This is a genomic window from Frigidibacter albus (assembly GCF_009908165.1).
Classification (GTDB): domain Bacteria; phylum Pseudomonadota; class Alphaproteobacteria; order Rhodobacterales; family Rhodobacteraceae; genus Frigidibacter; species Frigidibacter albus.
Window position 1 is genome coordinate 249,076 of sequence record NZ_JAAAUC010000003.1, and the last position, 22,333, is coordinate 271,408.

Sequence of the window (22,333 nt, forward strand, 5' to 3'; positions counted from 1 at the left end):
AAGTCAAGACCCGCGGCCCGGCGATCTGCCGCATTTTGCGGCAATCCGCCGCGCCGTCGGGGAAGCCGCGCCGGACTGCCCGAAGCTTCGGCAGCGGAGGAACGCGGCGCCCGAGAGCCTATGCGATGACCCGCACCGGCGCGCCCTTGTAGGCGGGGGTCAGGGACTCGACGTCATGCCAATCGAGCGGCACAAGCGGGTTGGCCTCGGGATAATAGGCACCGACGCAGCCATCGGGCAGGTCATAGCCGGTGACGCGCAGTCCGGGCAGGGCACGGGTCGTCCCATCCTCGACCGCCGAGACCAGCGTGACGCGCTGGCCCTCATGCAGCCCGGCGCGGGCCATCTCGCCGGGGTTCATCAGCACGATCATCCGGTCGCCCTCCAGCCTGCGCAGCCGGTCGCGGAAGCCGTAGATCGTGGTGTTGAACTGGTCGTTGGAGCGCAGGGTGACAAGCGTGAACACCGCCTCGCCGGGTTCGGCACCTAGCGCGCTCAGCACGGTGGGAGTCGTGAATTCGGCCTTGCCGGATTTGGTCTTCCACTGCCGCTCGCGCGCCGGATTGCCGCGGTAGAAACCGCCCGGGGTGAACATGCGGGCGTTGAAATCCTTGAACTCTTCGGGATAGGTCGCCTCGATCAGGTCCCGGATCAGGGCATAGTCGCCCACCCAGTCGTCCCAGGCCAGCCGCGGATTCGGCGCCAGCGTCGCCTTGGCCAGCCCCGCCACGATGGCGGTTTCCGACAGCAGCTGATCCGATGCCGGCGCCCGCCGCCCGACCGACCCATGGATATGGCTCAGGCTGTCCTCCATCGTCACTGTCTGCGGCCCGCTGGCCTGCAGGTCTTCCTCGGCCCGTACAAGGCAGGGCAGCAGCCAGGCCCCATCGCCCACCAGCACATGCGAGCGGTTGAGCTTGGTCGCGATCTGCACGTTCAGTGCCAGCCCCGCCCACGTGCCGTCGCTGCGCCCCTGATCGGGGATCGCGCGGGCGAAGTTGCCGCCAAGGCTGACGAAGCCGCGGACCGACCCGTCCAGCAGCCCTTCGACGACCTTCACCGTGGTGCGGCCCTCGTCCCGCGGCGGCTCGAACCCGAACAGATCGGCCAGCCGGTCCAGCGGCACCAGATCCGGCTTTTCCGATATGCCCACGGTGCGCTGGCCCTGCACGTTGGAGTGCCCGCGCACCGGCGAGATGCCGGTGCCCGGCCGCCCGATATTGCCGCGCATCAGCAGAAGGTTCACCAGCATCTGCACGCTTTGCGAGCCATGCACATGCTGCGTCAGCCCCATGCCATAGATGCCGATGCTGCGCGGGCTTCGGGCATACATCCGGGCAACCGCCTCCAGATCGGCTCGGATCAGGCCCGAGGTCGCCTCGATCTCGTCCCAGCCGGTGGCGCGGACCCGTGCCTCGAAGCTGGCGAAACCGTCGGTATGCTCGGCGACGAAGCCGCGGTCGATGACGTTCCCGGCCGTGTCGTCCAGCGCAAACAAGTGCTTGCACAGGCCGGCAATAGCCGCGATGTCGCCGCCGGGGCGGACCTGCAGGTAGGTGCTGGAAATCGGGGTGCTGCCGCCGGTCAGCATCGGGATGGCTTCCTGCGGGCTGGTGAACTCGATCAGCCCGCGCTCGCGCACGGGATTGAAGGTGACTATCTTGCAGCCGCGCCGCACCGCCTCTTGCAGCGGGTGCAGGAAGCGCGGGCTGTTGGACCCGGTGTTCTGGCCGAAGAACAGGATCATCTCGCAATGCTCGAAGTCGGACAGCACGCAGGTGCCAACCGGCGAGCCGATGGCGGATTTCAGCGCCACGCTGGTGGTCTCATGGCACATGTTGGAACTGTCGGGCAGGTTGTTGTGGCCATAGACCCGGGCGAACAGCTGGTAGAGGTATGAGGTCTCGAGGCTCGCCCGGCCCGAGGCGTAGAAGGCGACGGACTTGGGGTCGAGCGCATTCAGGCTTGTGCCGATGCCCGCGAAGGCCTCGTCCCAAGTGGTCGGCACATAATGGTCGGTGGAGGCGTCATAGCGCATCGGGTGGGTCAGGCGGCCGGTGCGCTCGAGGTCGTGGTCGGACCAGCCCTGCAATTCGGTGACGCTGTGCTGCGCAAAGAACTCGGGCGTGCAGCGGTCGCGGGTCAGGTCCCAGATCGTGGCCTTGGCGCCGTTCTCGCAGAACTCGGCCAGATGCGGGTTCGGCGGCTTGGCCCAGGCGCAAGAGGTGCACATATGGCCGCCGGGCTTGTTCTGCACCCGCAGGGTGTCGATGACCCCGGGCGTGGGGCGCCCGTCCAGCAGCCAGCGCGCGACGCTGACCAGCGAGCCCCAGCCGCCGGTGGGATGGTCGTAGAAGGGGGTATCCTCACGCTGCCGGGTCTCGTCGCCAGTCTTCATCGTCCTGTGCCTCGCGCTGTGCCTTGCGGGCCAACGCGGGGCGGCGGTGATGCGTTCCGGCAAGGATTGACCTCAGCGGGGTTTGCTGGCGGTCTGGGCGCGAACCGTACAGGACAGCGCCCATGCCCGAGCAGATCACCGCCATCGTCACCGGCCACTCGCGTGGCCTCGGCGCGGCCATTGCCGCAGAGCTTCTGACGCGGGGCGCGAAGGTTCTGGGGCTGGCGCGGAAGGGCAATCCGGCGCTGGCTGCGGCCCATCCGGGTAGATTGACCGAGGTGGCGCTGGATCTGGCGGATCCGGTGGCGCTGGCGGAATGGCTGCCCGGCCTCGGGGCGCATCTGGGCGGGGCGGGGCCGGTGCTGCTGGTCAACAATGCCGGCATGGTAGAGCCGATCGGCCCGGCAGGCACGCTCGACCCCTCCGCCATTGCCCGTGCCGTCGCGCTGAACGTGACCGCGCCGTTGATGCTCGCCGATGCGCTGATTGCTGTAACCGAAGGCGCTGACGACCGCCGCATCCTCCATGTCTCCAGCGGGGCCGCCCGCAACGCCTATGCCGGGTGGAGCCTCTACTGTGCCACCAAGGCCGCGCTCGACCATCACGGCCGCGCCGTGGCCGAGGACAAGCGCCCCGGCCTGCGAATCGAAAGCCTCGCGCCCGGAGTGATCGACACCGACATGCAGGCCGCGATCCGCGCCACCACCGAGGCGCAGTTCACGCTGCGCGAGAGGTTCGTGGGGCTGAAGGAAAGCGGCGGGCTGGCGAGCCCCGAGGACTGCGCCCGCCGGCTGGTGGCGCATCTCATCGGACCGGCCTTTGGCGCGTCGCCGGTGACGGACCTGCGCGACATCTGAGCGTCAGGCCGCGCCGAGGCGGCGGGCCTTCAGCGTGGCATGGGCAAAGGCGCCGGCAAAGGCGGCCGTCATCAACAGCACGATGGTCGGGGCGGGGGCACTGTCCAGCGCCACGCTCAGCACCACCCCGCCGATGGAGGACACCAGCGCCACCGCGACCGAGACCACCATCATGGCGCCAAAGCTGCGCGTCAGCAGGAAGGCCGTCGCCCCCGGCGCGATCAGCAGCGCCACGGCCAGGATCACCCCCGCCGCCGACAGCGCGCCGACGATGGTGGCCGACAGCAGCGCCAGCAGCCCGTAATGCAGCAGCCCCACCCGCAGCCCCACCGCCCGCGCCTGGGCGGGATCAAAGGCATGCAGCAGGAACTCGCGCCATTTCGCCAGCAGGATCAGTGTGACCACCAGACCGATGATCCCGGTCTGCCACAGGTCGGCGGCGGCAAGGCCCTGAATGTCGCCGAAGAGGATGTGGTCGAGGTGCAATTCCGTCTGCACCTGCGAGTAGAGCACCAGCCCCAAAGCGAACATGCCCGAGAAGACCACGCCCATCACCGTGTCCTGCTTGACCCGGCTGCGCTCTTTGATGAACCCGGTCGCCAGCGCGCAGGCCATGCCGGCGGTGAACGCGCCAACGGCCAGCGGCAGCCCCGCCATCCAGGCGAGCACCACGCCGGGGAAGACCGCATGGGAGACGGCATCGCCCATCAGCGACCAGCCCTTGAGCACCAGAAAGCACGACAGCAGCGCCGTCGGCACCGCGACCAGCACGGCACCCAGCAGGGCGTTTTGCAAGAAGGGCAACTGGAAGGCGGCGATCAGGTCCATCATGCCGCGGCCTCCGCACTGCGCCGCCGGGCGGCGATCAGCCCGTGCTTGGGGCCGAAGACGAAGGCCAGCAGAAACAGCCCTGTCTGCGCCAGCACGATGATGCCGCCGGTGGCCGCATCGAGGAAGTAGCTGGCATAGGCGCCCGCCGCGCAGGTCAGCGTGCCGATGGCGACCGAGAGGCGCAGCAGCACCGCAAAGCGGTCGGTCAAAAGGTACGCGGTCGCCCCCGGCGTCACCACCAGCGCGATCACCAGGAACGCCCCCACCGTCTGCATCGCCGCCACCGTCGCCGCCGCCAGCAGCGTGAAGAAGACGCCCCGCAGCAGGACCGGGTTCAGGCCGACGCTTCGGGCATGGGCCTCGTCGAAGAAGGTCACCATCAGGTCCTTCCACTTGGCGCCGAGGATCGCCAGCGACACCACGCCGATGATCGCCAGCTGCGCCGTATCTGCGGGGGTGATCGCCAGCACATTGCCCATGATGATCGTCTGCACATTCACCGGCACCGGCGAGACGGAAATCATGAACAGCCCCAGCCCGAAGAAGCTGGAGAAGATCAGCCCGATGATCGCATCCTCCTTCAGCCGGGTGCGCTGGTTCAGCACCAGCATCGCCGCCGCCGCCAGCCCGCCTGACAGGAAGGCGCCAAAGGCGAAGGGCAGGCCCAGCATCCAGGCCCCCGCCACGCCCGGCACGATGGCGTGCGACAGCGCGTCCCCGATCAGCGACCAGCCGCGCAGCATCAGGAAAGCCGACAGGAACGCGCAAAGGCCCCCGACCAGAGCGGAGACCCAGATGGCGTTGACCATGTAGCCATAGCTGAAGGGTTCAAGCAGAACGCTCATGCGCGCGCCCCGGTCTTGGCGGGTATATCGGCGGCAAAGGCCAGATTGCGCAGCGCGCCGCCGAAGGTGTCCTCGAGGTTGGCGCGGGTGAAGACCTGTTCCGTCGGCCCCTCGGCCAGCACCGTGCCGCGCACCAGCACGATGCGGTCGCAGAACTCGGGCACCGCGGCAAGGTCATGGGTGGCGACCAGCATCACCCGCCCCTCGGCGCGTAGCTCTTTCAGCAGCGTCACGATGGCGGCTTCGGTCTGCACATCGACGCCGGTGAAGGGCTCGTCGAGCAAGATCACCCGCGCCTCCTGCGCCAGCGCCCGCGCGAGGAACACCCGCTTGCGCTGGCCGCCCGACAGCTCGCCGATCTGCCGCAACCGGAAATCCTCCATTCCCACCCGCGCCAGCGCCGCAGACACCGCCTCGCGGTCGGCAGGACGGGAGCGGCGGAAGAAGCCCATATGGCCAAAGCGGCCCATCATCACCACATCCTCGACCAGCACCGGGAAGGTCCAGTCCACCTCTTCGGCCTGCGGGACATAGGCGACAAGGTTGCGCTTCAGCGCCTGCGGGGCGGGCAGGCCGAGGATCTTCACCTCACCCGCCGAGGGGCGCACGAAGCCCATGATCGCCTTGAACATCGTGGATTTGCCACCGCCGTTCACCCCCAGAAGCCCGGTGATGCTGCCGGTCGGCAGGGTGAAGGCGGCACCCCGCAGCGCGGTATGGCCATTGCGATAGGTCACCGTCAGGCCGCGCACGGAAATGCCGGGGGTGGAGGTCACCGGCGCGCTGCCGGCAAGGCTGAGCGCCGGTGCGGTCATCGGGCAAGCCCCTTGGCAATGGTTTCGGACGTGACCCGCAGCAGGTCGATATAGGTCGGCACCGGCCCGTCAGGCCCGCTGAGCGAGTCGACATACAGCACCCCGCCATAGGCCGCCCCGGTTTCCCGCGCCACCTGTTCTGCGCCATCGGCCGGGACCGTGCTTTCGCTGAACACCGCCGGGATGTCGTGCTCCCTCACCGCGTCGATCACCCGGCGCACCTGCTGGGGCGTGCCCTGCTGGTCGGAGTTGATCGGCCACAGATACAGCTCCTGCAGCCCGAAATCGCGGGCAAGATAGCTGAACGCGCCTTCGCTGGTGACCAGCCAGCGCCGGTCTTCGGGGATGGCTTCCAGCTGCGCGCGGATCGGCCCGACCGCGGCCATGATCTCGGCCTTGTAGGCCTCGGCATTGGCCTTGTAGATCTCGGCATTCGCCGGGTCATGTTCCATGAAGGCATCGCGGATATTGTCGACGTAGATCATCGCGCCGTCCGGGCTCATCCAGGCATGGGGGTTGGGCTTGCCCTCGTAGGGGCCGTCGGCGATGCCCATCGGCTCCACGCCCTCGGACACGACGATTCCGGGCACGTCGGGCAGGTTGCGGAAGAATCGCTCGAACCATTGTTCAAGGTTCAGCCCGTTCCACAGGATCAGGTCGGCATCCTGCGCCGCGATGATGTCGCCAGGGGTGGGCTGGTAATTGTGGATCTCGGCCCCCGGCTTGGTGATCGAGGTGACCTCGGCCGCGTCCCCCGCCACGTTGGCGGCAATGTCGGCAATGACGGTGAAGGTGGTGACGGCCTTGAACTTGTCTTGGGCAAGCGCCGGGGCCGCCAGCAGCATCAGCGCAGTCAGCGCCCCGGCCACCCTGCGCCTTCTGATCCGTGCATCTTGCGTCCGTCCCGGCATCGTCATCCCCTTTGTTGAGAGTCGTTCTCAACAAGGTAGGCTGCTTGCGCAGAAATGCAACTGCAAATTAGTCGCAAAAGAGTGATGTGCCCTGCCGCCACAAGCTGCGGATGCATTTTGCATGCCACGCGCCTGTGCTAGTCAGCGCTCACTGCCTTGAGGATCCCGCATCTTGACCAGCCCCACCACCTCGCCAGACGGCAGAACCCAATCAAATCTCGTTCGTTGGATGCGCGAGGAGTGGCTGCTGCTGCTCCTGCTCGCCCTCTTGCCGCTACTGCTCTGGCAGGTGCCCACGCGCCCGTCCGCCCTCGCAGCGCTGGTGGACTGGAAGACCATCGGCGCGCTGGCCGGTCTGATGGTGCTCAGCCGCGGGCTGGAGGTCAGCGGGGTGATCGACCGCGCCGGCCGCGCCGCCCTGCGCGGGCTGCGGACAGAGAGGGGGCTGGCGGCGGCGCTGGTGCTGTTCGCCGCGGTGCTGTCGGCCATCGTGACCAATGACGTGGCGCTGTTCGTCACCGTGCCGCTGACACTGGCGCTGTCGCGGCTGGTGCCGCTGCCGCTGGGGCGGCTGGTGATCCTGCAGGCGCTGGCGGTCAACGCGGGCTCCGCCGTCTCGCCGGTGGGCAACCCGCAGAACCTGTTCCTTTGGCAGGTCTCGGGCGCGGGGTTCGGCGAGTTCGTGCTGGCGATGCTGCCGCTTGGCGCGGCCATGCTGGCGATCTTGCTGGCGCTGGTCCCCGTGGCCGTGGGCGCGCGGCGGCTGACCCTGGCCGAGCCGACCGCGTCGATGCCGCTGCGGCCGCGGTTGATGGGCGTCTCGCTGGCCGCCTACCCCGTGTTCCTGCTACTGGTGAATGCTGGGCTGGCCATCCCCGCCGCCGGGGCTGTCATCGCGCTCTACGCCATCGCCTTCCGGTCGGTTCTGCGCTGGCTGGACTGGCCGCTGCTGCTGGTCTTCGTGCTGATGTTCGTCAATCTTGGCCTGCTGGGCCAGCTGCCCGCCATCGCCGCCGCGATGCCCGCGGCGATGGCGCTGCCCGGCGGGGTCTTTGCGGTGGGCGCGCTGCTGTCGCAAGCCATGTCGAACGTGCCCGCCGCGATCTTTCTCGCGCCCTTCACCGACGATTGGCGCGCGCTGGCCTGGGGCGTCAGCGTCGGCGGCTTCGGCCTCGCCATCGGCTCGCTCGCCAACCTGATCGCCCTGCGGCTGGTGCGCGAGCCGGGGCTGTGGCGGCAGTTCCACCTATGGTCGCTGCCGATGTTCGCGCTCAGCTTCGCTGTCGGCGCGCTCTTGCTCGCAAGCTAGACGACAGGCGCACCCCATTGGCGCGCGGCGCCCGGGCCGCTATGGTCCGGGTCCCGCAGACAGGAAGCTGACCGCCATGACCGCACCCGACCCGACCCGCCGCATTCCGCTTCTCATCGCCGGTGAAATCGGCGCCCGCGCCGATCAGGTGGCGCAGGCCATCACCCTGCTGGATGGCGGCGCGACGGTGCCGTTCATCGCCCGCTACCGCAAGGAAGTGACCGGCGGGCTGGATGACACGCAGCTGCGCACCCTGGCCGAGCGGCTGGTCTATCTGCGTGAGCTGGAGGCCCGCCGCGCCGCGATCCGCGAATCGATCAGCGGTCAGGGCAAACTGACGGCCGATCTGGAAAAGGGCATCGCCGGCGCCGTGACCAAGGCCGAGCTGGAAGACCTCTACCTGCCTTACAAGCCCAAGCGCCGCACCCGCGCGATGATCGCCCGCGAGAACGGGCTCGGTCCGCTGGCCGAGGCGATCTTGCAGGACCGGCGCGCCGATCCGGCCGCGCTGGCGGCGGGCTATGTGACCGAGGCGGTGCCCGACACCAAGGCCGCGCTGGAGGGCGCGCGCGACATCATCGCCGAGGGGCTGGCCGAGGATGCGGGCCTTCTGGGCCGGCTGCGCGCCCATATGCAGAAGGTCGCGGTGCTGTCGGCGCGGGTGGTGGAGGGCAAGCAGACCGAAGGCGCCAAGTTCTCGGACTACTTCGCCCATTCCGAAAGCTGGGCCACCGCCCCTAGCCACCGGGCGCTGGCGATGCTGCGCGGGCGCAACGAGGGTGTGCTGTCGCTGGATCTGGAGATCGACGCCGATGCCGCCCCCGGCACCAGCCCGGCCGAGGCCATCGTGCGCGGCGCGCTGAACGCGGGCGGCCAGCTGCCCGGCGATCTGTGGCTGGGGCAGGTGGCGGGCTGGGCCTGGCGGGTCAAGCTGCGCACCTCGCTGTCGCTCGACCTGATGACCGACCTGCGCGAGCGGTCCGAGGCCGAGGCGATCCGCGTCTTCGCCCGCAACCTCAAGGACCTGCTGCTGGCGGCCCCGGCGGGCGGCAAGGCGGTGCTTGGCCTCGATCCGGGCATCCGCACCGGCTGCAAGATCGCGGTGATCGACGCCACCGGCAAGGTGCTGGCGACCTCGACCGTCTATCCGTTTCAGCCGAAGAACGACCTGCGCGGCGCACAGGCCGAGCTTGCCATGCTGATCCGCAAGCATGGGGTGGAACTGATCGCCATCGGCAACGGCACTGCCAGCCGCGAGAGCGAAAAGCTGGTGGCGGACCTGCTGGCAAAGCTGCCCTCGGGCCCGAAGCCGACCAAGGTGATCGTGTCCGAAGCCGGCGCCTCGGTTTATTCCGCCTCCGAGCTGGCGGCCAAGGAGTTCCCGGATCTGGACGTGTCGCTGCGCGGCGCGGTCTCCATCGCCCGGCGCTTGCAGGACCCGCTGGCCGAGCTGGTGAAGATCGAGCCCAAAAGCATCGGCGTCGGCCAATACCAGCATGACGTGGACCAGCACCGCCTTGGCCGGTCACTGGAGGCGGTGGTGGAGGATGCGGTGAACGCGGTGGGGGTGGACGTGAACACCGCCTCGGCGCCGCTGCTGGCGCGGGTCTCGGGCCTTGGCGCCTCGCTGGCCGAGGCCATCGTCGGGCACCGCGACGCCAACGGACCCTTCGCCACCCGCCGCGCCCTGCTGAAGGTGGCGCGGCTGGGGGCGAAGGCTTTCGAGCAGGCGGCGGGCTTCCTGCGGATCCCGAACGGCAAGGAGCCGCTCGATGCCTCCTCGGTCCACCCCGAGGCCTATGACCTTGCCCGCCGCATCGTCGCCGCCTGTGGGACGGGTCTGAGCGAGGTGATGAAGGATGCAAGCGCCTTGAAACGGCTTGAGCCGGCGGAATTCGTCGATGACCGCTTCGGCCTGCCCACTGTGAAGGACATCCTCGCCGAGCTGGAAAAGCCCGGCCGCGACCCGCGCCCCGGCTTCAAGACCGCGACCTTTGCGGACGGGGTCGATGACATCAAGGACCTGAAGCCCGGAATGCTGCTGGAAGGCACGGTGACCAATGTCGCGGCCTTCGGCGCCTTCGTCGATATCGGCGTGCATCAGGATGGGCTGGTGCATGTCAGCCAGCTTGCCGACCGTTTCGTCAAGGACCCGCATGAGGTGGTCAAGGCCGGCGACGTGGTCAAGGTTCGGGTGACCGAGGTGGATGTGGCAAGGAAGCGCATCGGCCTGACCATGCGCAAGGAGGTGGCACAGGTGGAGCCGCGCCCGGCGCAATCCGCCAAGCCCGTCCCGCGTGGGCCGAAGGCGGCGGAGTCGAAGGCGGGGGGCGGCGAGGTAGGCGGCCTCGGCGCCGCGCTGCTGGATGCAATGCGCAAGAAATGAGGGGGAAGGGGGCGGACTGCCCCCACGCTCGGCCCTGGGGCGCCGCTACTGGCCGTGCGCCGCCAGCCACTCTGTCATCCAGGCGATCTCGGCTTCCTGTGCCGCGATCACCTCTTCCGCCAGCTTGCGCACCTCGGGGTCGCTGCCATGCTCCAGCACCACGCGGGCCATGTCGATGGCGCCCTGGTGGTGGGGGATCATGCCGCGGATGAAATCCACATCGGCATCGCCGCTGGGGGCGACTGCCATCCCTTCATGCATCTTCGCATTCGCCGCTGCATAGCCTGCATCCCAGGGCGCCGGTCCAGCCTCGGTCTGGCTGGCGGCGGGGGCGCCGTGGCTGCTGTGGTCCATCGTCTGGGCATAGGCGCCGAAGGCCAGCGCGAAGGCCAGCGGGCTGAGGCGCGCGGCGCGCAGAAGGGTGCGGGCGGTATTTTGGCGGGTCATCGGACTGTCCTCACTGTTGTTGGGGGCAGACTGCCCCGGCCCTGTGCATCCCGTCCACTCACCAATGGGTGAGCCTCAGCGCAAAGCCGCCTGCGCCTCGGCCAGGGCATCGGGCAGGGCGGCTTCGAAGGCGGCGAGATCGGCCGGGGTGCCGCAGCTGACGCGGATGCAGCGGTCATGCGGGGCCACAAAGGGCATGCGCACGAAGATGTCGCGGGCGATCAGCCCGGCCAGCACCGCACGGGCGAGCCTGCCCTCCGCGCCGCAATCCATGGTGACGAAGTTGGTGGCCGAGGGCAGGGGGACCAGCCCGTTCTGGCGGGCGATGGCGGCAAGGCCGTCCCGGGCCGCGGCGACCTGCGCCTGCACTGCCGCCAGCCAGCCTTGATCCTGCAGCGCCGCCAGCGCGCCGGCCTGCGCGATGCGGCCCATCCCGAAATGGTTGCGCACCCGGTCGAAGGCGGCGATCAACGGCGCGGCGCCGATGGCATAGCCCACCCGCGCGCCCGCCATGCCGTAGCCCTTGGAGAAGGTGCGCATCCGGATCACCCTCGGATCCTCGGGCGCGATCCTGGGCGCGGTGCCCTCGGGGGCCAGCTCCACATAGGCCTCGTCGAGCACCATCAGGCAGCCCTCGGGCAGCCGCTCCACCATCCGCTCCAGCGTTGTCGCGGGGTGATGCGAGCCCATCGGGTTGTCGGGGTTGGCGATGTAGAGGAGCCGCGCCCCGGTTTCTGCGGCGCGGGCCAGCAGCGCGCCCGGGTCCTCATGGTTGCCGTGATAGGGCACCTTGTAGAGCGCGCCGCCGAAGCCCGCGACATGGAAGTTGAAGGTGGGGTAGGCGCCGTCCGAGGTGACGACGGCATCCCCCGGCGCGATCAGCATCCGCACGAGGTATCCCAGAAGGCCGTCGATCCCCTCGCCGACCATCACATGCGCGGGCGTGGTGCCGTGATGGGCGGCAAGCGCGGCGCGCAGGTCGTGATTTTCGGGGTCGCCATACATCCACACATCGCGCGCCGCGGCCGCCATCGCCTCGATGGCGCGGGGCGAGGGGCCGAACACGCTTTCATTCGCGCCAAGCCGGGCGGCGAAGCGGCGGCCGCGGGCGCGCTCCTGCGTCTCGGGCCCGACGAAGGGCACGGTGGCGGGCAGCGAGGCCACAAGGGAAGTGAGGTGGGGCGGTGTGGGGCGGGGCGCGGTCATGGCGGGCATCAGAAGCCGAAATCGCGGCGGCGGGCAAGGGGGATGGCGGGCGTTGGCCCCCGTGGCCGGCGCCGGGGGACTTTGCGTCCCCCACGCCCTGCGGGCTCCCCCTGCAGGATATTTGCAAAAGGCAAAGGGCAAGGGGGCGGGCGGCAGGGGTTGCACCCGGGCCGGGTTCGGCATGATAACTGGAGGGAACGATCCGGGCGCGCCGGGCATTGAGGACTGGCCCGCCGCACCGCCCCCGCTTGCCGCGGCCGCCCGAGGAGCAGGACCATCGCACGCCATCCGACCTTTGCCCCGCTGGGCATCCCGACCTTCCGCCGGCTCTGGGTCAGCTCGCAAGTCTCGAACCTTGGCGGATTGATCCAGGCGGTGGGCGCCGGCTGGCTGATGACCTCGCTGACCACATCGCACGGGATGGTGGCGCTGGTGCAGGCGTCGAACACGCTGCCGATCATGGTGTTCTCGCTGGTCGCGGGGGCGCTGGCCGACAGTTTCGACCGCCGCCGCATCCTGATCGCGGCGCAGGTGTTCATGCTGACGGTGTCGGTGGCGCTGGCGCTGACCGCGTGGCTGGGGGTGCTCTCGCCCTGGGGCCTGCTGGCCTTCACCTTCCTGCTGGGCAGCGGCGTCGCGCTCTACAACCCGTCCTGGCAGGCCTCGATGGGCGATATCGTGCCGCGGAGCGACCTGTCCGCCGCGGTCAGCCTGAACAGCATGGGCTTCAACCTGATGCGCAGCGTGGGGCCGGCGCTGGGCGGGGCGCTGGTGGCGCTGGCGGGGGCGGCGGCGGCGTTTGGCGTAAACGCGCTGAGCTATCTGCCGACGATCTGGTCGCTGATCCGCTGGCAGCCCGAGAGGCAGCCGGCGCGGCTGCCGCGCGAGCCTCTGGGGCAGGCGCTGGGGGCAGGTTTGCGTTACGTGTCGATGTCGCCCAACCTGATGCGGGTGATGGGCCGCTCGGCCTTGTTCGGGTTCGCCGCCTCCTCGGTGCTGGCGCTGCTGCCGACGGTGGCGCGCGACATGCTGGGGGGCACGGCGCTGACCTATGGGATGCTGCTGGGGTTCTTTGGCCTCGGCGCGATCGGCGGGGTGGCGGCGAACAGCAAGATCCGTGCGCGGTTCGACAATGAGAAGGTGGTGGTCGGGGCCTTCTTCGGCTTTGCGCTGGGGGTGGCGGGGCTGGCCTTTGCGCCGCATCTGGTGGTTGCCGGTGCGGCGCTGATGGTGGCGGGGGCCTGCTGGGTGCTGGCCTTGTCGCTGTTCAACGTGTCGGTGCAGCTGTCGACGCCCCGCTGGGTGGTAGGGCGGGCGCTGTCCTTCTACCAGACATCGGTCTTCGGCGGCATGGCGGCGGGCAGCTGGTGCTGGGGCCTGCTGGCCGACGCGCGCGGGCCGGATCAGGCGCTGCTGGCGGCCTCGGCCCTGCTGCTGCTGGGGGCCGCGGCGGGGCGCTGGCTGCCGCTGGCGGAGTTCGGGGCGCTGGACCTCGACCCTTTGGGGCGGTTCCGCGAGCCCGAGCTGCGGCTGGACCTACGGGGCCGCAGCGGGCCGATCATGGTGATGGTCGACTACCGCATTGCGCCGGAGGATACCGATGCCTTCCTGGCTGCGATGCAGATCCGCCGCCGGGTCCGCATCCGCGACGGCGCGCGGCAATGGGCGCTGCTGCGCGATCTGGAAGATCCGGAGAGCTGGACCGAGTCCTATCACGTGCCGACCTGGGTGGACTACCTGCGCCACAACGAACGCCGCACCAAGGCCGACCTTGACAGCTATGAGGTGCTTTTGGCGCTGCATCGCGGGCCCGAGCGGCCGCGCGTGCACCGGTTGATCGAACGGCAGACCGTGCCGCTCTATGACGATATGGCGCTGAAGCCGCCGCCCGATATCCACCATTGATGCCGGGCGGCTGTGCCGTCAGCCCATGTCGGCGAGGCGGGCGAGGGCGGTGCGGATCTTGCCGGCCTCCTCATCGCCAAGCGCCAGTTTCTCGCGGTTCTCCTCGACGATCTCCTCGGGGGCGCTGGCGACGAATTTGGGGTTGTCGAGCCGGCTGCGCAGGCCGTTCAGGTCTTTCTCCAGCTTCTCCAGCGCCTTGGTCAGGCGGGCCTGTTCCTCGGCCACGTCGATCACCCCATCCAGCGGCAGGGCGAAGGTCGCGCCCTCGGCGGCGATGGTGATCGCGCCCTTGGGGGCTGCGGCCTCGGTCAGGCTGTCGATGCGGGCGAGGCGCTGGATCAGCGATTCATTGCGCTGCCATGCCGTGCGGGCGGCGCCATCGGCCTCCACCAGTACCATCGGCAGCCTGAGGCCCACCGGCACATGCATCTGGCTGCGGGCCGAGCGGATTTCCTCGATCAGCGAGATGACCCAGGTCATCTCGCGGTCGGCGGCCGGGTCCAGCAGGCCCGAGGCGCGGTAGGTCGGCCAGTCGGCATGGACCAGCGGCTTGGCGCGGCCGATGGGGGGGGCGGTCAGCTCCCACAGCTCTTCGGTCAGGAAGGGCATGATCGGGTGGCACAGGATATAGCACTGGTCCAGCACCCAGGCCATCGTGTCGCGGGTTTCCTCGGCATCCTCGCCATCGAACAGCGGCTTGGCAAATTCCACATACCAGTCGCAGACCTTGCCCCAGACGAAGGCATAGAGCGCGTTGGCAGCGTCGTTGAAGCGGTAGCCGGCCAGTGCCTCGTCCACCGCCTCGCGCACACGGGCGGTTTCGCCGATGATCCAGCGGTTCACGGTATGCCTGGGCTGCGGGATGCCTGTCGGGCGCGGGCCGATGAACACGCCGTTCATCTCTGCAAAGCGGGTGGCGTTCCAGATCTTGGTGGTGAAGTTCCGGTAGCCGGCGATGCGCGCGGTCGACAGCTTCAGGTCGCGCCCCATCGCCGCCATCGCGGTGACGGTAAAGCGCACCGCATCGGCGCCATATTCGTCGATCAGCTCCAGCGGGTCGAGCACGTTGCCGAGCGATTTGGACATCTTCTTGCCCTTCTCGTCGCGGACGAGGGCATGGACATAGACGGTGCGGAACGGCACCTGATCCACCACGGCCAGCTGCATCATCATCATCCGGGCGACCCAGAAGAAGATGATGTCAAAGCCGGTGATGAGGGTCGAGGTGGGGAAGTAGCGCTCCAGCTCGGGCGTGTCGGTGGGCCAGCCAAGCGTGCCGATGGGCCAGAGGCCGGAGGAGAACCAGGTGTCGAGCACATCGGGATCGCGCCAGACCGGGTAGACCAGATGCGTCGGGTCCTGGCTGAGGTTGTATTCGGCAAGGCAGGTGGCAAGCGCTTCGATGGCGGCGTGCTGGTCGGCGACCTCGACCACGCGGGCGGCGTGGAGGGGGGCGGGCAGGGCGGCGAGGTAGGCCTTGAACGCTTCGCAGACGGCGTCCAGATCGGCAGCGCAATGGTGGCGCGGATCGCCGTGGTTGAAGGCGCCCTCGTTCAGCAGGCGGAAGATCTCCACCTCGTCCAGCGCATTGTCGCCCTCATCATCGGCAAAGCCGGTCTGGAACAGGTCGAGCCCGTACCAGACCGGGATCTGGTGGCCCCACCACAGCTGGCGGCTGATGCACCAGGGCTCGATGTTCTCCAGCCAGTGGAAATACACCTTCTCATGCTGTTCGGGCAGGATCACGGTGCGGCCGTCGCGCACCGCGTCGATGGCGGGCTGCACGATCTTGGCGGTATCGACGAACCACTGGTCGGTCAGCATCGGTTCGATGACCACTTTCGAGCGGTCGCCGAAGGGCTGCATGATCGGCTTGTTTTCCACGTAGGGCACATGGCTGGTCACCGGCTCGCCGGTTTCGGGATCGGGGGTGGTGACGGGCACCATGACCGCAAGGCCCTCGGCAGTGATGTCGGCAACCACGGCCTTGCGCGCCTCGAAACGGTCGAGCCCGCGATAGGCATCAGGGACAAGGTTGATCGCGTCGATTTCCGCCTCGGTGAAGGCCTTTCCCTCGACGATGGCCTGCGCCTTCGCGGCCTCTTCGGCATAGGGGGCGCCGTCGGCGCGCAGCGTGGCGCGTGTGTCCATCAGCCGGTAGCAGGGGATGCCGTTGCGCTTGGCGACGCCATAGTCGTTGAAATCATGCGCGCCGGTGATCTTGACCGCGCCCGAGCCGAAGGCGGCGTCGGGATACTCGTCGGTGATGATCGGGATCAGGCGGCGGTGTTCCTTGGGCCCCACCGGGATCTCGCAGAGCTTGCCGACGATGGGCGCATAGCGCGCATCGGAGGGATGCACCGCCACGGCGCCGTCACCCAGCATGGTCTCGGGCCGGGTTGTGGCGATGGAAATGTAGTCGCGCACTTCGCGCAGGGTCACTTCGCCCTCGGCGTCGCGTTCGACGTACTCATAGGTCTCGCCGCCCGCGAGCGGATACTTGAAGTGCCACATATGGCCCGCGACCTCGGTATTCTCGACCTCGAGGTCCGAGATGGCGGTTTCGAAATGCGGGTCCCAGTTCACCAGCCGCTTGCCGCGGTAGATCAGGCCCTTGTGGTAGAGGTCCACGAAGACTTTGATGACGGCCTGCTGGAAATGCGCGTCCATGGTGAAGGCGTTGCGGTCCCAGTCGCAGGACGCGCCAAGGCGCTTGAGCTGGTTGATGATGGTGCCGCCGGACTGCTCTTTCCACTCCCAGACCTTGTCGAGGAACGCCTCGCGGCCCATTTCGCGGCGGCCGGGCTGCTGGGATTTCGCCAGCTCGCGTTCCACCACCATTTGCGTCGCGATGCCGGCATGGTCCTGCCCGGGCTGCCAGAGGGTGTCGAAGCCGCGCATCCGGTGCCAGCGGACAAGGATGTCCTGCAGGGTGTTGTTGAAGGCATGGCCCATATGCAGGCTGCCGGTGACGTTCGGCGGCGGGATCATGATGCAGAACGGGTCTGCATTGGGCTTGGCATTGGCCCCGGCGCGGAAGGCACCCACCCGTTCCCATTCGGCATAAAGCCGCGGCTCGGCCTCGGCGGCGTTGAACGTCTTTTCCATCGGCATCGGCTGCACCCCCCGTATAACTTGACGTGGTGTTTAGCCGTCCATCGCCGCAAGGGAAAGGCCAGAGCCGCAGCTGCGCCGCTTCGCCGTCAGAACAGGTCCGCGACCCAGCCGACCACCAGCCGGATCAGCCAGACCCAGAACAGGAGGCCACCGATCACCGCGGGCACCAGCCACCACCCCGAGGGCGCGTCTTGCTCCTCGTGGGTCTGCCTGCGCGCGCGGGATGCGTTGCTGTCTGCCGCCCCGCGCCGGCCGCAGAGCGGAGGCGACAGGTCGACGCGCTTCTCTGCAGAAGACGGTTCCGCCTCAATGACCTTCATGATGATTCTCCCCACACCATCGTGACGGATAACCTCTGCAAAGTCTTGCAGGGAGGTCTGCAAAAGTAACGGAATTGTGGTGAATAGGGTTCCCTTGCGAAAACAATCAGACGGCTCGGTCCATTTTTGTTGAAAGATGGATCAGGCTCTCCGAGGATTTCACGCCGCTCATCTCGCCGATCTGGTCCAGCACCGCATCCAGAACCGCGGTCGAGGGCGCGGCGATCTGCAGCAGCAGATCGACCCGGCCAGAGGTGGTGTGGACCCGCTCGATCTCGGGGATCGCCTTCAGCCGGGTCAGGATCGCCGGCTGCGCGCGCGGCTCGATCGTCAGCAGCACGGTGGCGCGAATCCGGCCCTGCCGCGCGGCCTCGCCCAGCTTGACGGTGTATCCGGCGATGATGCCGGAAGTCTCCAGCCGCTCCAGCCGCGCCTGGATGGTCGAGCGTGCGACCTTCAGCCGCCGCGCCAGCGTCGCCACAGAAATCCGCGCATCGGCGCTGAGCAGCCCCAGAATGCTGCGATCGAGGTCATCCATGGGTCCATCCTTCACTTTGACCGAACGATGTGGAATTGTAACGACCATGCACAACAAATCTACTCTTTTGATCGGTGAAACTGTGCCCCATATCGCGCAGACTTCGTTTTCAGGAAAAGGGCGGCTCATACGCACCTGGCCTGGTTTGGTTGAACGCGTAAGCGTCCCGAACTGGTATTCCAGGGCAGGGGAAGGCTGCGCTCTGTTGGCACAGAAAGGCACACGCTGATGGGGCTCTCGAAAACGATCTGGGCGAATCCGTCCGAACTGCTTCGCGCACAAAAGCCGGAAAATCCGGTCATGTTCTTCGCTCCGACGGTCCTGCAAGCGACCGCGCGGCGCTTCATCGCGGGCTTTCCCGGGCTGGTGACCTATGCGGTCAAGTCCAACCCCGATGAGATGGTGGTGCAGAACCTCGTTGCCGCCGGGATCCGCGGCTTCGACGTCGCCTCGCCGCATGAGATCGACATGATCCGCCGGCTCGCGCCGACCGCGGCGCTGCACTACAACAACCCGGTGCGCGCGCGGGCCGAGATTGCCCATGCGGTGGGCGCAGATGTGAAATCCTGGTCGGTGGACAGCCATTCCGAGCTGGCCAAGCTGATCGAGATGGTCCCGGCCGCGGGCTGCGAGATTTCGGTGCGCTACAAGCTGCCGGTCGCCGGCGCTGCCTACAACTTCGGTGCCAAGTTCGGCGCCACGGTCGAGGTTGCGGCGGAGCTGCTGGCAAAGGTCGCGGAAGCCGGTTTCGTGCCGTCGCTGACCTTCCACCCGGGCACGCAATGCACCGATCCGATGGCCTGGGATGCGTATATCCGTGCGGGCGCCGAGATCTGTGCGCAGGCCGGCGTCAAGGCCGTGCGGCTGAACGTCGGCGGCGGCTTCCCGTCGCACCGGCTGAACGAGGTGACGCCGCAGCTGGAAGCCACCTTCGCGCTGATCGACCGCGTGGCGACCGAGGCGTTTGGTGCCGACCGCCCCGCGCTGATCTGCGAGCCGGGGCGCGGGCTGGTGGCCGATGCCTTCACGCTGGCGGCTAAGGTCAAGGCGGTGCGCGATGATACGCATGTGTTCATCAACGATGGCGTCTATGGCGCGCTGACCGAGCTGCCGATGATCGGCGTGATCGACCGCACCGAGGTGATCTCGACCGAGGGCCAGAAGCGCGACGGTATCACGCGCGAGCGCATCGTCTTCGGCCCCACCTGCGATTCGGTGGACCGTCTGCCGGGCGAGCTGTCGCTGCCCTGCGACCTGCAAGAAGGCGACTACCTCGTGTTCCACGGCATGGGCGCCTATTCCACCGCCACCAACACCCGCTTCAACGGGTTTGGCGACGTGCTGCTGGCGACGACGCTGACCCTGCGCTGAGCAAGGCACTGCAAGACCAGAGAGGCGGGCGCGTAGTCGCCCGCCTTTGTCATGTTCGCTGCCGCGCGGCACCCTCCGCATTTGCCCCAGATTTGTGCGCGCAGGCACCGAACCTACACCATCTTCCGCGACTATATCCTTGATGGACCGCGGCAGGGTCGGCACCCTTGTGCCATCCTTGCTGGAACTGCGGCGCGGATGATGGAGGCGAAGGGTCAAGGTGAAATGGCTTCGTGACGGGCTTCTCAACCTCTTCGGGCTTGGTCCGCGCGTCGAAAGCACGGGCCCCGCGGCACCGTCGGGCCCGATCCGTCCCCGCTATGACCATGTGATCCTGCTCGACGGCACCATGTCCTCGCTCGAGACGGGGGATGAGACGAATGTCGGCCTGATCTGGAAGCTGCTGCGCGACATGCCGCGCGATCCCGCCCGGCAGATGGTCTATTACGAGGCCGGCGTGCAATGGCGCAGCTGGCGGCATGTCGGCGATGTGGCGCTGGGGCGCGGCATCGACCGGCAGATCCGCCGCGCCTATGGCTGGCTTGCCACCCGCTACCGCCCGGGTGACCGGATCTTCCTGATCGGCTATTCCCGCGGTGCCTATGCCGTGCGCTCGCTGGCCGGGGTCATCGACCAGGTCGGGCTGCTGCGCCATGACGAGGCGACAGAGCGCAATATCCGCCAGGCCTTCCGCCACTACGAATTGCCCGGCGACAGCCCTGCGTCGCGGACCTTCGCCAGCCTCTATTGCCACGCCTCGGCCGAGATCGAGATGGTTGGCGCCTTCGATACGGTCAAGGCGCTGGGGCTGCGGCTGCCGTTGCTGTGGATGCTGACAGAACCGCAGCACGCCTTTCACAACCACCGGCTTGGCCCGGCGATCCGGCACGGCTTTCACGCGCTGGCGCTGGATGAAACCCGCGCGGTGTTCGAGCCGGTGATGTGGGACTGCCCCGAGGGCTGGACGGGCCGGGTGGAGCAGGTGTGGTTCCGCGGCGCCCATGGCGATATTGGCGGCCAACTGGGCGGATTTCACAAGGCGCGGCCCCTGTCGAACATCCCGCTGGTGTGGATGCTGGGCGAGGCGGAACGCTGCGGCCTGCTGCTGCCCGAGGGGTGGCGCTCCCGCTTCGATGTGGATGCCGAGGCCCCCAGCGTCGGCTGCTGGCGCGGGATCGGCAAGATGTTCATGCTACGCGGCCCGCGCCGGGTGGGCAGCGATCCGTCAGAGCGGCTGCACCCGACCGCGCAGCTGTCGCCCCGCGCCCGCCGGTTGCGGCTGCCGGGCGGGGTGACGCCGATGGCGCATTAGCCCTTAAGGTCCATGATCAGGCAGGTGGTCTGGCCGGTGGCGTAAAGTTTGCCATCCCGGGCGCCGCGGATCTCGCCGCGGGCGACGGCGGTGGTGCGGCCGGAGTGCATCACTTCTGCGGTGCAGATCACCTCGGTCCCGGAGGCCAGCGCCCGGGTCAGGTTCACGCCATAGTCGAGCGTGGTGTACCAGCGGCCCTGCGGCACCAGGCTCAGCACCGCGCAGCCAAGCGCACTGTCGAGCAGCACCCCGAACCAGCCGCCATGCACCGCGCCGAAAGGGTTGCAGTGGCGAGGTTCGGCTGTGCCGCGAAAACTGACGCGGCCCGGCTCGACGGTATCGAGCCGGATGTTGGTGGTGGCGGCCATCGGTGCCGCGTCGGCGTCGCCCCGCGTCATGGCGCGCAGAAGGTCGATGCCGGACATGTCGGCGAGCAGGGGGCGGGCGGATGGGGGGTCTTCGGTCGCCATTCATCTCTCCGGTCGGGGGAGTTCAGGATGCCGCAGGGTGGGGGCGGGGTCCAGCTCTGTCCAGCTCAGTCGCTTCGATGTCCTTGGCGAAGGCCATTGCCTTCGCCGCGCCGTGCCGGGTCAATTGGCACCGGACGGGCCTCAAAGGCCCGGCCAGCGCCCGCCCCGCCGCTGGCGGGCGCTTCTCGCCCGCCAGGTCGGCGCTGTCCTCATTCGGTCTCGGGATGCCAGCGGCTCCAGGCGATAGGTCCCGCACGGGCGGGGCGAGGCGGTGCCTCGCCTTTTTCCGCCCGATCACATCGGATCAAAGCCGGAAAAGGGGGCCAGCGGAGCGCCCCGTGCGCCTATTTTCTCACGCCACCTTCTCCAGGCTCACCTCCGGCACCACCCCAAGCGCGTGGCAGACGTCGCGGGTCAGTTGCGGGCGGTTCAGCGTATAGAAGTGCAGGTCCTCTACCCCCTCGCGCAGCAGCGTGTCGCAAAGCTCTGTGCAGATCGCGGTGGACAGCAGCGCCTCGCGGCCGTCGCGCTTGGCGGCGCCGAAGGCCTCGTCGAGCCAGGCCGGCACCTGCGTGCCGCAGCGGGCGGCGAAGCGCCTGGTACCATCCCAGTTCTCGATCGGCAGGATGCCGGGGATGATCGGGGCATTGATGCCGGCGGCGGCGCAGGCGTCGCGGAAGCGCAGGAAGGTCTCTGCCTCGAAGAAGAACTGGGTGACGGCGCTGCTGGCGCCGGCGTCGATCTTGCGCTTGAGCCAGGCGACATCGGCGGCGGTGTTCGCCGCCTCGGGATGCGGCTCGGGATAGGCGCCGACGCGCAGGGTGAAGCGGCCGGTCTCCGCCAGCGCCGCGATCAGCTCCACCGAATCGGCGAAGCCTTCGGGATGCGGGGTGAAGCGGGCCTGACCCTTGGGCGCGTCGCCGCGCAGGGCGACGATTTCCGTCACGCCGGCATCGGCATAGGATTGCGCGATCTCCAGCGTCTCGGCGCGGGTGGCATCGACGCAGGTCAGGTGCGCGGCGACGTTCAGGCCGTAATTCTTGCCGATGGTCGTCACCGCCTCATGCGTCAGCTTGCGGGTGGTGCCGCCGGCCCCGTAAGTCACCGAAACGAAAGACGGTTTCAGCGGTGCCAGCACCTGCACCGTCTCCCACAGCCGGAACGAGGCGTCGAGCGATTGCGGCGGGAAAAATTCGAACGAGATACGCGGCGTGGTCATGGTGCGGAATCCTCTTGTTGCCCCCCTTGTGCCACGAACGCCAAAGTGAGACAAATTCATAATCCTAATGATCAAC

Annotated in this window: 18 protein-coding genes; 6 read left to right on the forward strand and 12 right to left on the reverse strand. The window is 68.3% G+C overall.

Annotation, left to right across the window (positions count from 1 at the left end):
- Window positions 1-118 precede the first annotated feature (118 nt).
- On the reverse strand, window positions 119-2,398 hold the full coding sequence (locus GVY41_RS06175) for an FdhF/YdeP family oxidoreductase (RefSeq protein ID WP_161344357.1): 2,280 nt from the start codon (window positions 2,396-2,398) through the stop codon (window positions 119-121).
- Window positions 2,399-2,520: 122 nt separating this feature from the next.
- Here GVY41_RS06175 and GVY41_RS06180 point away from each other — a divergent pair, with 122 nt between their 5' ends.
- The gene (locus GVY41_RS06180) at window positions 2,521-3,255 is read left to right on the forward strand and encodes an SDR family oxidoreductase (RefSeq protein ID WP_161344355.1); all 735 of its coding nucleotides are present in this window, start codon (window positions 2,521-2,523) and stop codon (window positions 3,253-3,255) included.
- A gap of 3 nt (window positions 3,256-3,258) precedes the next feature.
- Here the strand turns inward: GVY41_RS06180 and GVY41_RS06185 are convergent, their stop codons facing one another.
- The 4 genes from GVY41_RS06185 to GVY41_RS06200 are packed head-to-tail and all read right to left on the reverse strand — an operon-like array spanning window position 3,259 to window position 6,591.
- Window positions 3,259-4,086, reverse strand: coding sequence for a metal ABC transporter permease (locus GVY41_RS06185; RefSeq protein WP_161344353.1), 828 nt, complete (start codon window positions 4,084-4,086; stop codon window positions 3,259-3,261).
- On the reverse strand, window positions 4,083-4,931 hold the full coding sequence (locus GVY41_RS06190) for a metal ABC transporter permease (RefSeq protein WP_161344351.1): 849 nt from the start codon (window positions 4,929-4,931) through the stop codon (window positions 4,083-4,085). Before GVY41_RS06190 ends, GVY41_RS06185 begins: the two co-directional genes overlap by 4 nt.
- Complete coding sequence (locus tag GVY41_RS06195) at window positions 4,928-5,746, reverse strand: manganese/iron ABC transporter ATP-binding protein (protein WP_161344349.1); 819 nt, start codon at window positions 5,744-5,746, stop codon at window positions 4,928-4,930. The genes GVY41_RS06190 and GVY41_RS06195 overlap by 4 nt, the downstream gene beginning before the upstream one ends.
- Entirely contained in the window at window positions 5,743-6,591 is an 849-nt protein-coding gene (locus GVY41_RS06200) for a metal ABC transporter substrate-binding protein (RefSeq protein ID WP_229725970.1), read from the reverse strand. The genes GVY41_RS06195 and GVY41_RS06200 overlap by 4 nt, the downstream gene beginning before the upstream one ends.
- Before the next feature lie 238 nt (window positions 6,592-6,829).
- On the opposite strand from GVY41_RS06200, the gene GVY41_RS06205 reads away from it, so the two are divergent.
- Complete coding sequence (locus tag GVY41_RS06205; protein WP_202456075.1) at window positions 6,830-7,966, forward strand: SLC13 family permease; 1,137 nt, start codon at window positions 6,830-6,832, stop codon at window positions 7,964-7,966.
- Window positions 7,967-8,042: 76 nt separating this feature from the next.
- Window positions 8,043-10,352, forward strand: coding sequence for a Tex family protein (locus tag GVY41_RS06210; RefSeq protein ID WP_161344345.1), 2,310 nt, complete (start codon window positions 8,043-8,045; stop codon window positions 10,350-10,352).
- Between the two features lie 45 nt (window positions 10,353-10,397).
- Here the strand turns inward: GVY41_RS06210 and copM are convergent, their stop codons facing one another.
- Both copM and GVY41_RS06220 read right to left on the reverse strand, forming a co-directional pair.
- Window positions 10,398-10,799, reverse strand: a complete 402-nt coding sequence (gene copM / locus GVY41_RS06215) for a CopM family metallochaperone (RefSeq protein WP_202456074.1) — start codon at window positions 10,797-10,799, stop codon at window positions 10,398-10,400.
- Between the two features lie 75 nt (window positions 10,800-10,874).
- The gene (locus GVY41_RS06220) at window positions 10,875-12,005 is read right to left on the reverse strand and encodes a pyridoxal phosphate-dependent aminotransferase (RefSeq protein WP_161344343.1); all 1,131 of its coding nucleotides are present in this window, start codon (window positions 12,003-12,005) and stop codon (window positions 10,875-10,877) included.
- 276 nt (window positions 12,006-12,281) lie between these two features.
- On the opposite strand from GVY41_RS06220, the gene GVY41_RS06225 reads away from it, so the two are divergent.
- Window positions 12,282-13,910, forward strand: coding sequence for an MFS transporter (locus GVY41_RS06225; protein WP_161344819.1), 1,629 nt, complete (start codon window positions 12,282-12,284; stop codon window positions 13,908-13,910).
- Window positions 13,911-13,928: 18 nt separating this feature from the next.
- Here GVY41_RS06225 and GVY41_RS06230 read toward each other — a convergent pair whose 3' ends face one another.
- From GVY41_RS06230 to GVY41_RS06240, 3 genes are all read right to left on the reverse strand, one after another.
- A complete protein-coding gene (locus GVY41_RS06230; RefSeq protein WP_161344341.1) occupies window positions 13,929-17,024 on the reverse strand; it encodes a valine--tRNA ligase in 3,096 nt (1,031 codons plus the stop codon).
- Window positions 17,025-17,113: 89 nt separating this feature from the next.
- Complete coding sequence (locus tag GVY41_RS06235; RefSeq protein WP_161344330.1) at window positions 17,114-17,347, reverse strand: hypothetical protein; 234 nt, start codon at window positions 17,345-17,347, stop codon at window positions 17,114-17,116.
- A gap of 106 nt (window positions 17,348-17,453) precedes the next feature.
- Window positions 17,454-17,885, reverse strand: coding sequence for an Lrp/AsnC family transcriptional regulator (locus GVY41_RS06240; RefSeq protein WP_161344328.1), 432 nt, complete (start codon window positions 17,883-17,885; stop codon window positions 17,454-17,456).
- Window positions 17,886-18,113: 228 nt separating this feature from the next.
- Between GVY41_RS06240 and GVY41_RS06245 the strand changes: the two genes are divergently transcribed.
- Together GVY41_RS06245 and GVY41_RS06250 are read left to right on the forward strand one after the other, a co-directional pair.
- Window positions 18,114-19,256, forward strand: coding sequence for a type III PLP-dependent enzyme (locus tag GVY41_RS06245; RefSeq protein ID WP_161344326.1), 1,143 nt, complete (start codon window positions 18,114-18,116; stop codon window positions 19,254-19,256).
- A 220-nt stretch (window positions 19,257-19,476) separates the two neighbouring features.
- Entirely contained in the window at window positions 19,477-20,568 is a 1,092-nt protein-coding gene (locus GVY41_RS06250) for a DUF2235 domain-containing protein (protein WP_161344324.1), read from the forward strand.
- Here GVY41_RS06250 and GVY41_RS06255 read toward each other — a convergent pair.
- Window positions 20,565-21,038 carry a PaaI family thioesterase gene (locus GVY41_RS06255; RefSeq protein ID WP_161344322.1) on the reverse strand — a complete coding sequence of 158 codons (474 nt, stop codon included), beginning with the start codon at window positions 21,036-21,038 and terminating at the stop codon, window positions 20,565-20,567. The two genes, GVY41_RS06250 and GVY41_RS06255, sit on opposite strands and share 4 nt — an antisense overlap.
- Window positions 21,039-21,390: 352 nt before the next feature.
- Window positions 21,391-22,257, reverse strand: coding sequence for a methylenetetrahydrofolate reductase [NAD(P)H] (gene metF / locus GVY41_RS06260; RefSeq protein WP_161344320.1), 867 nt, complete (start codon window positions 22,255-22,257; stop codon window positions 21,391-21,393).
- Between the last annotated feature and the right edge of the window lie 76 nt (window positions 22,258-22,333).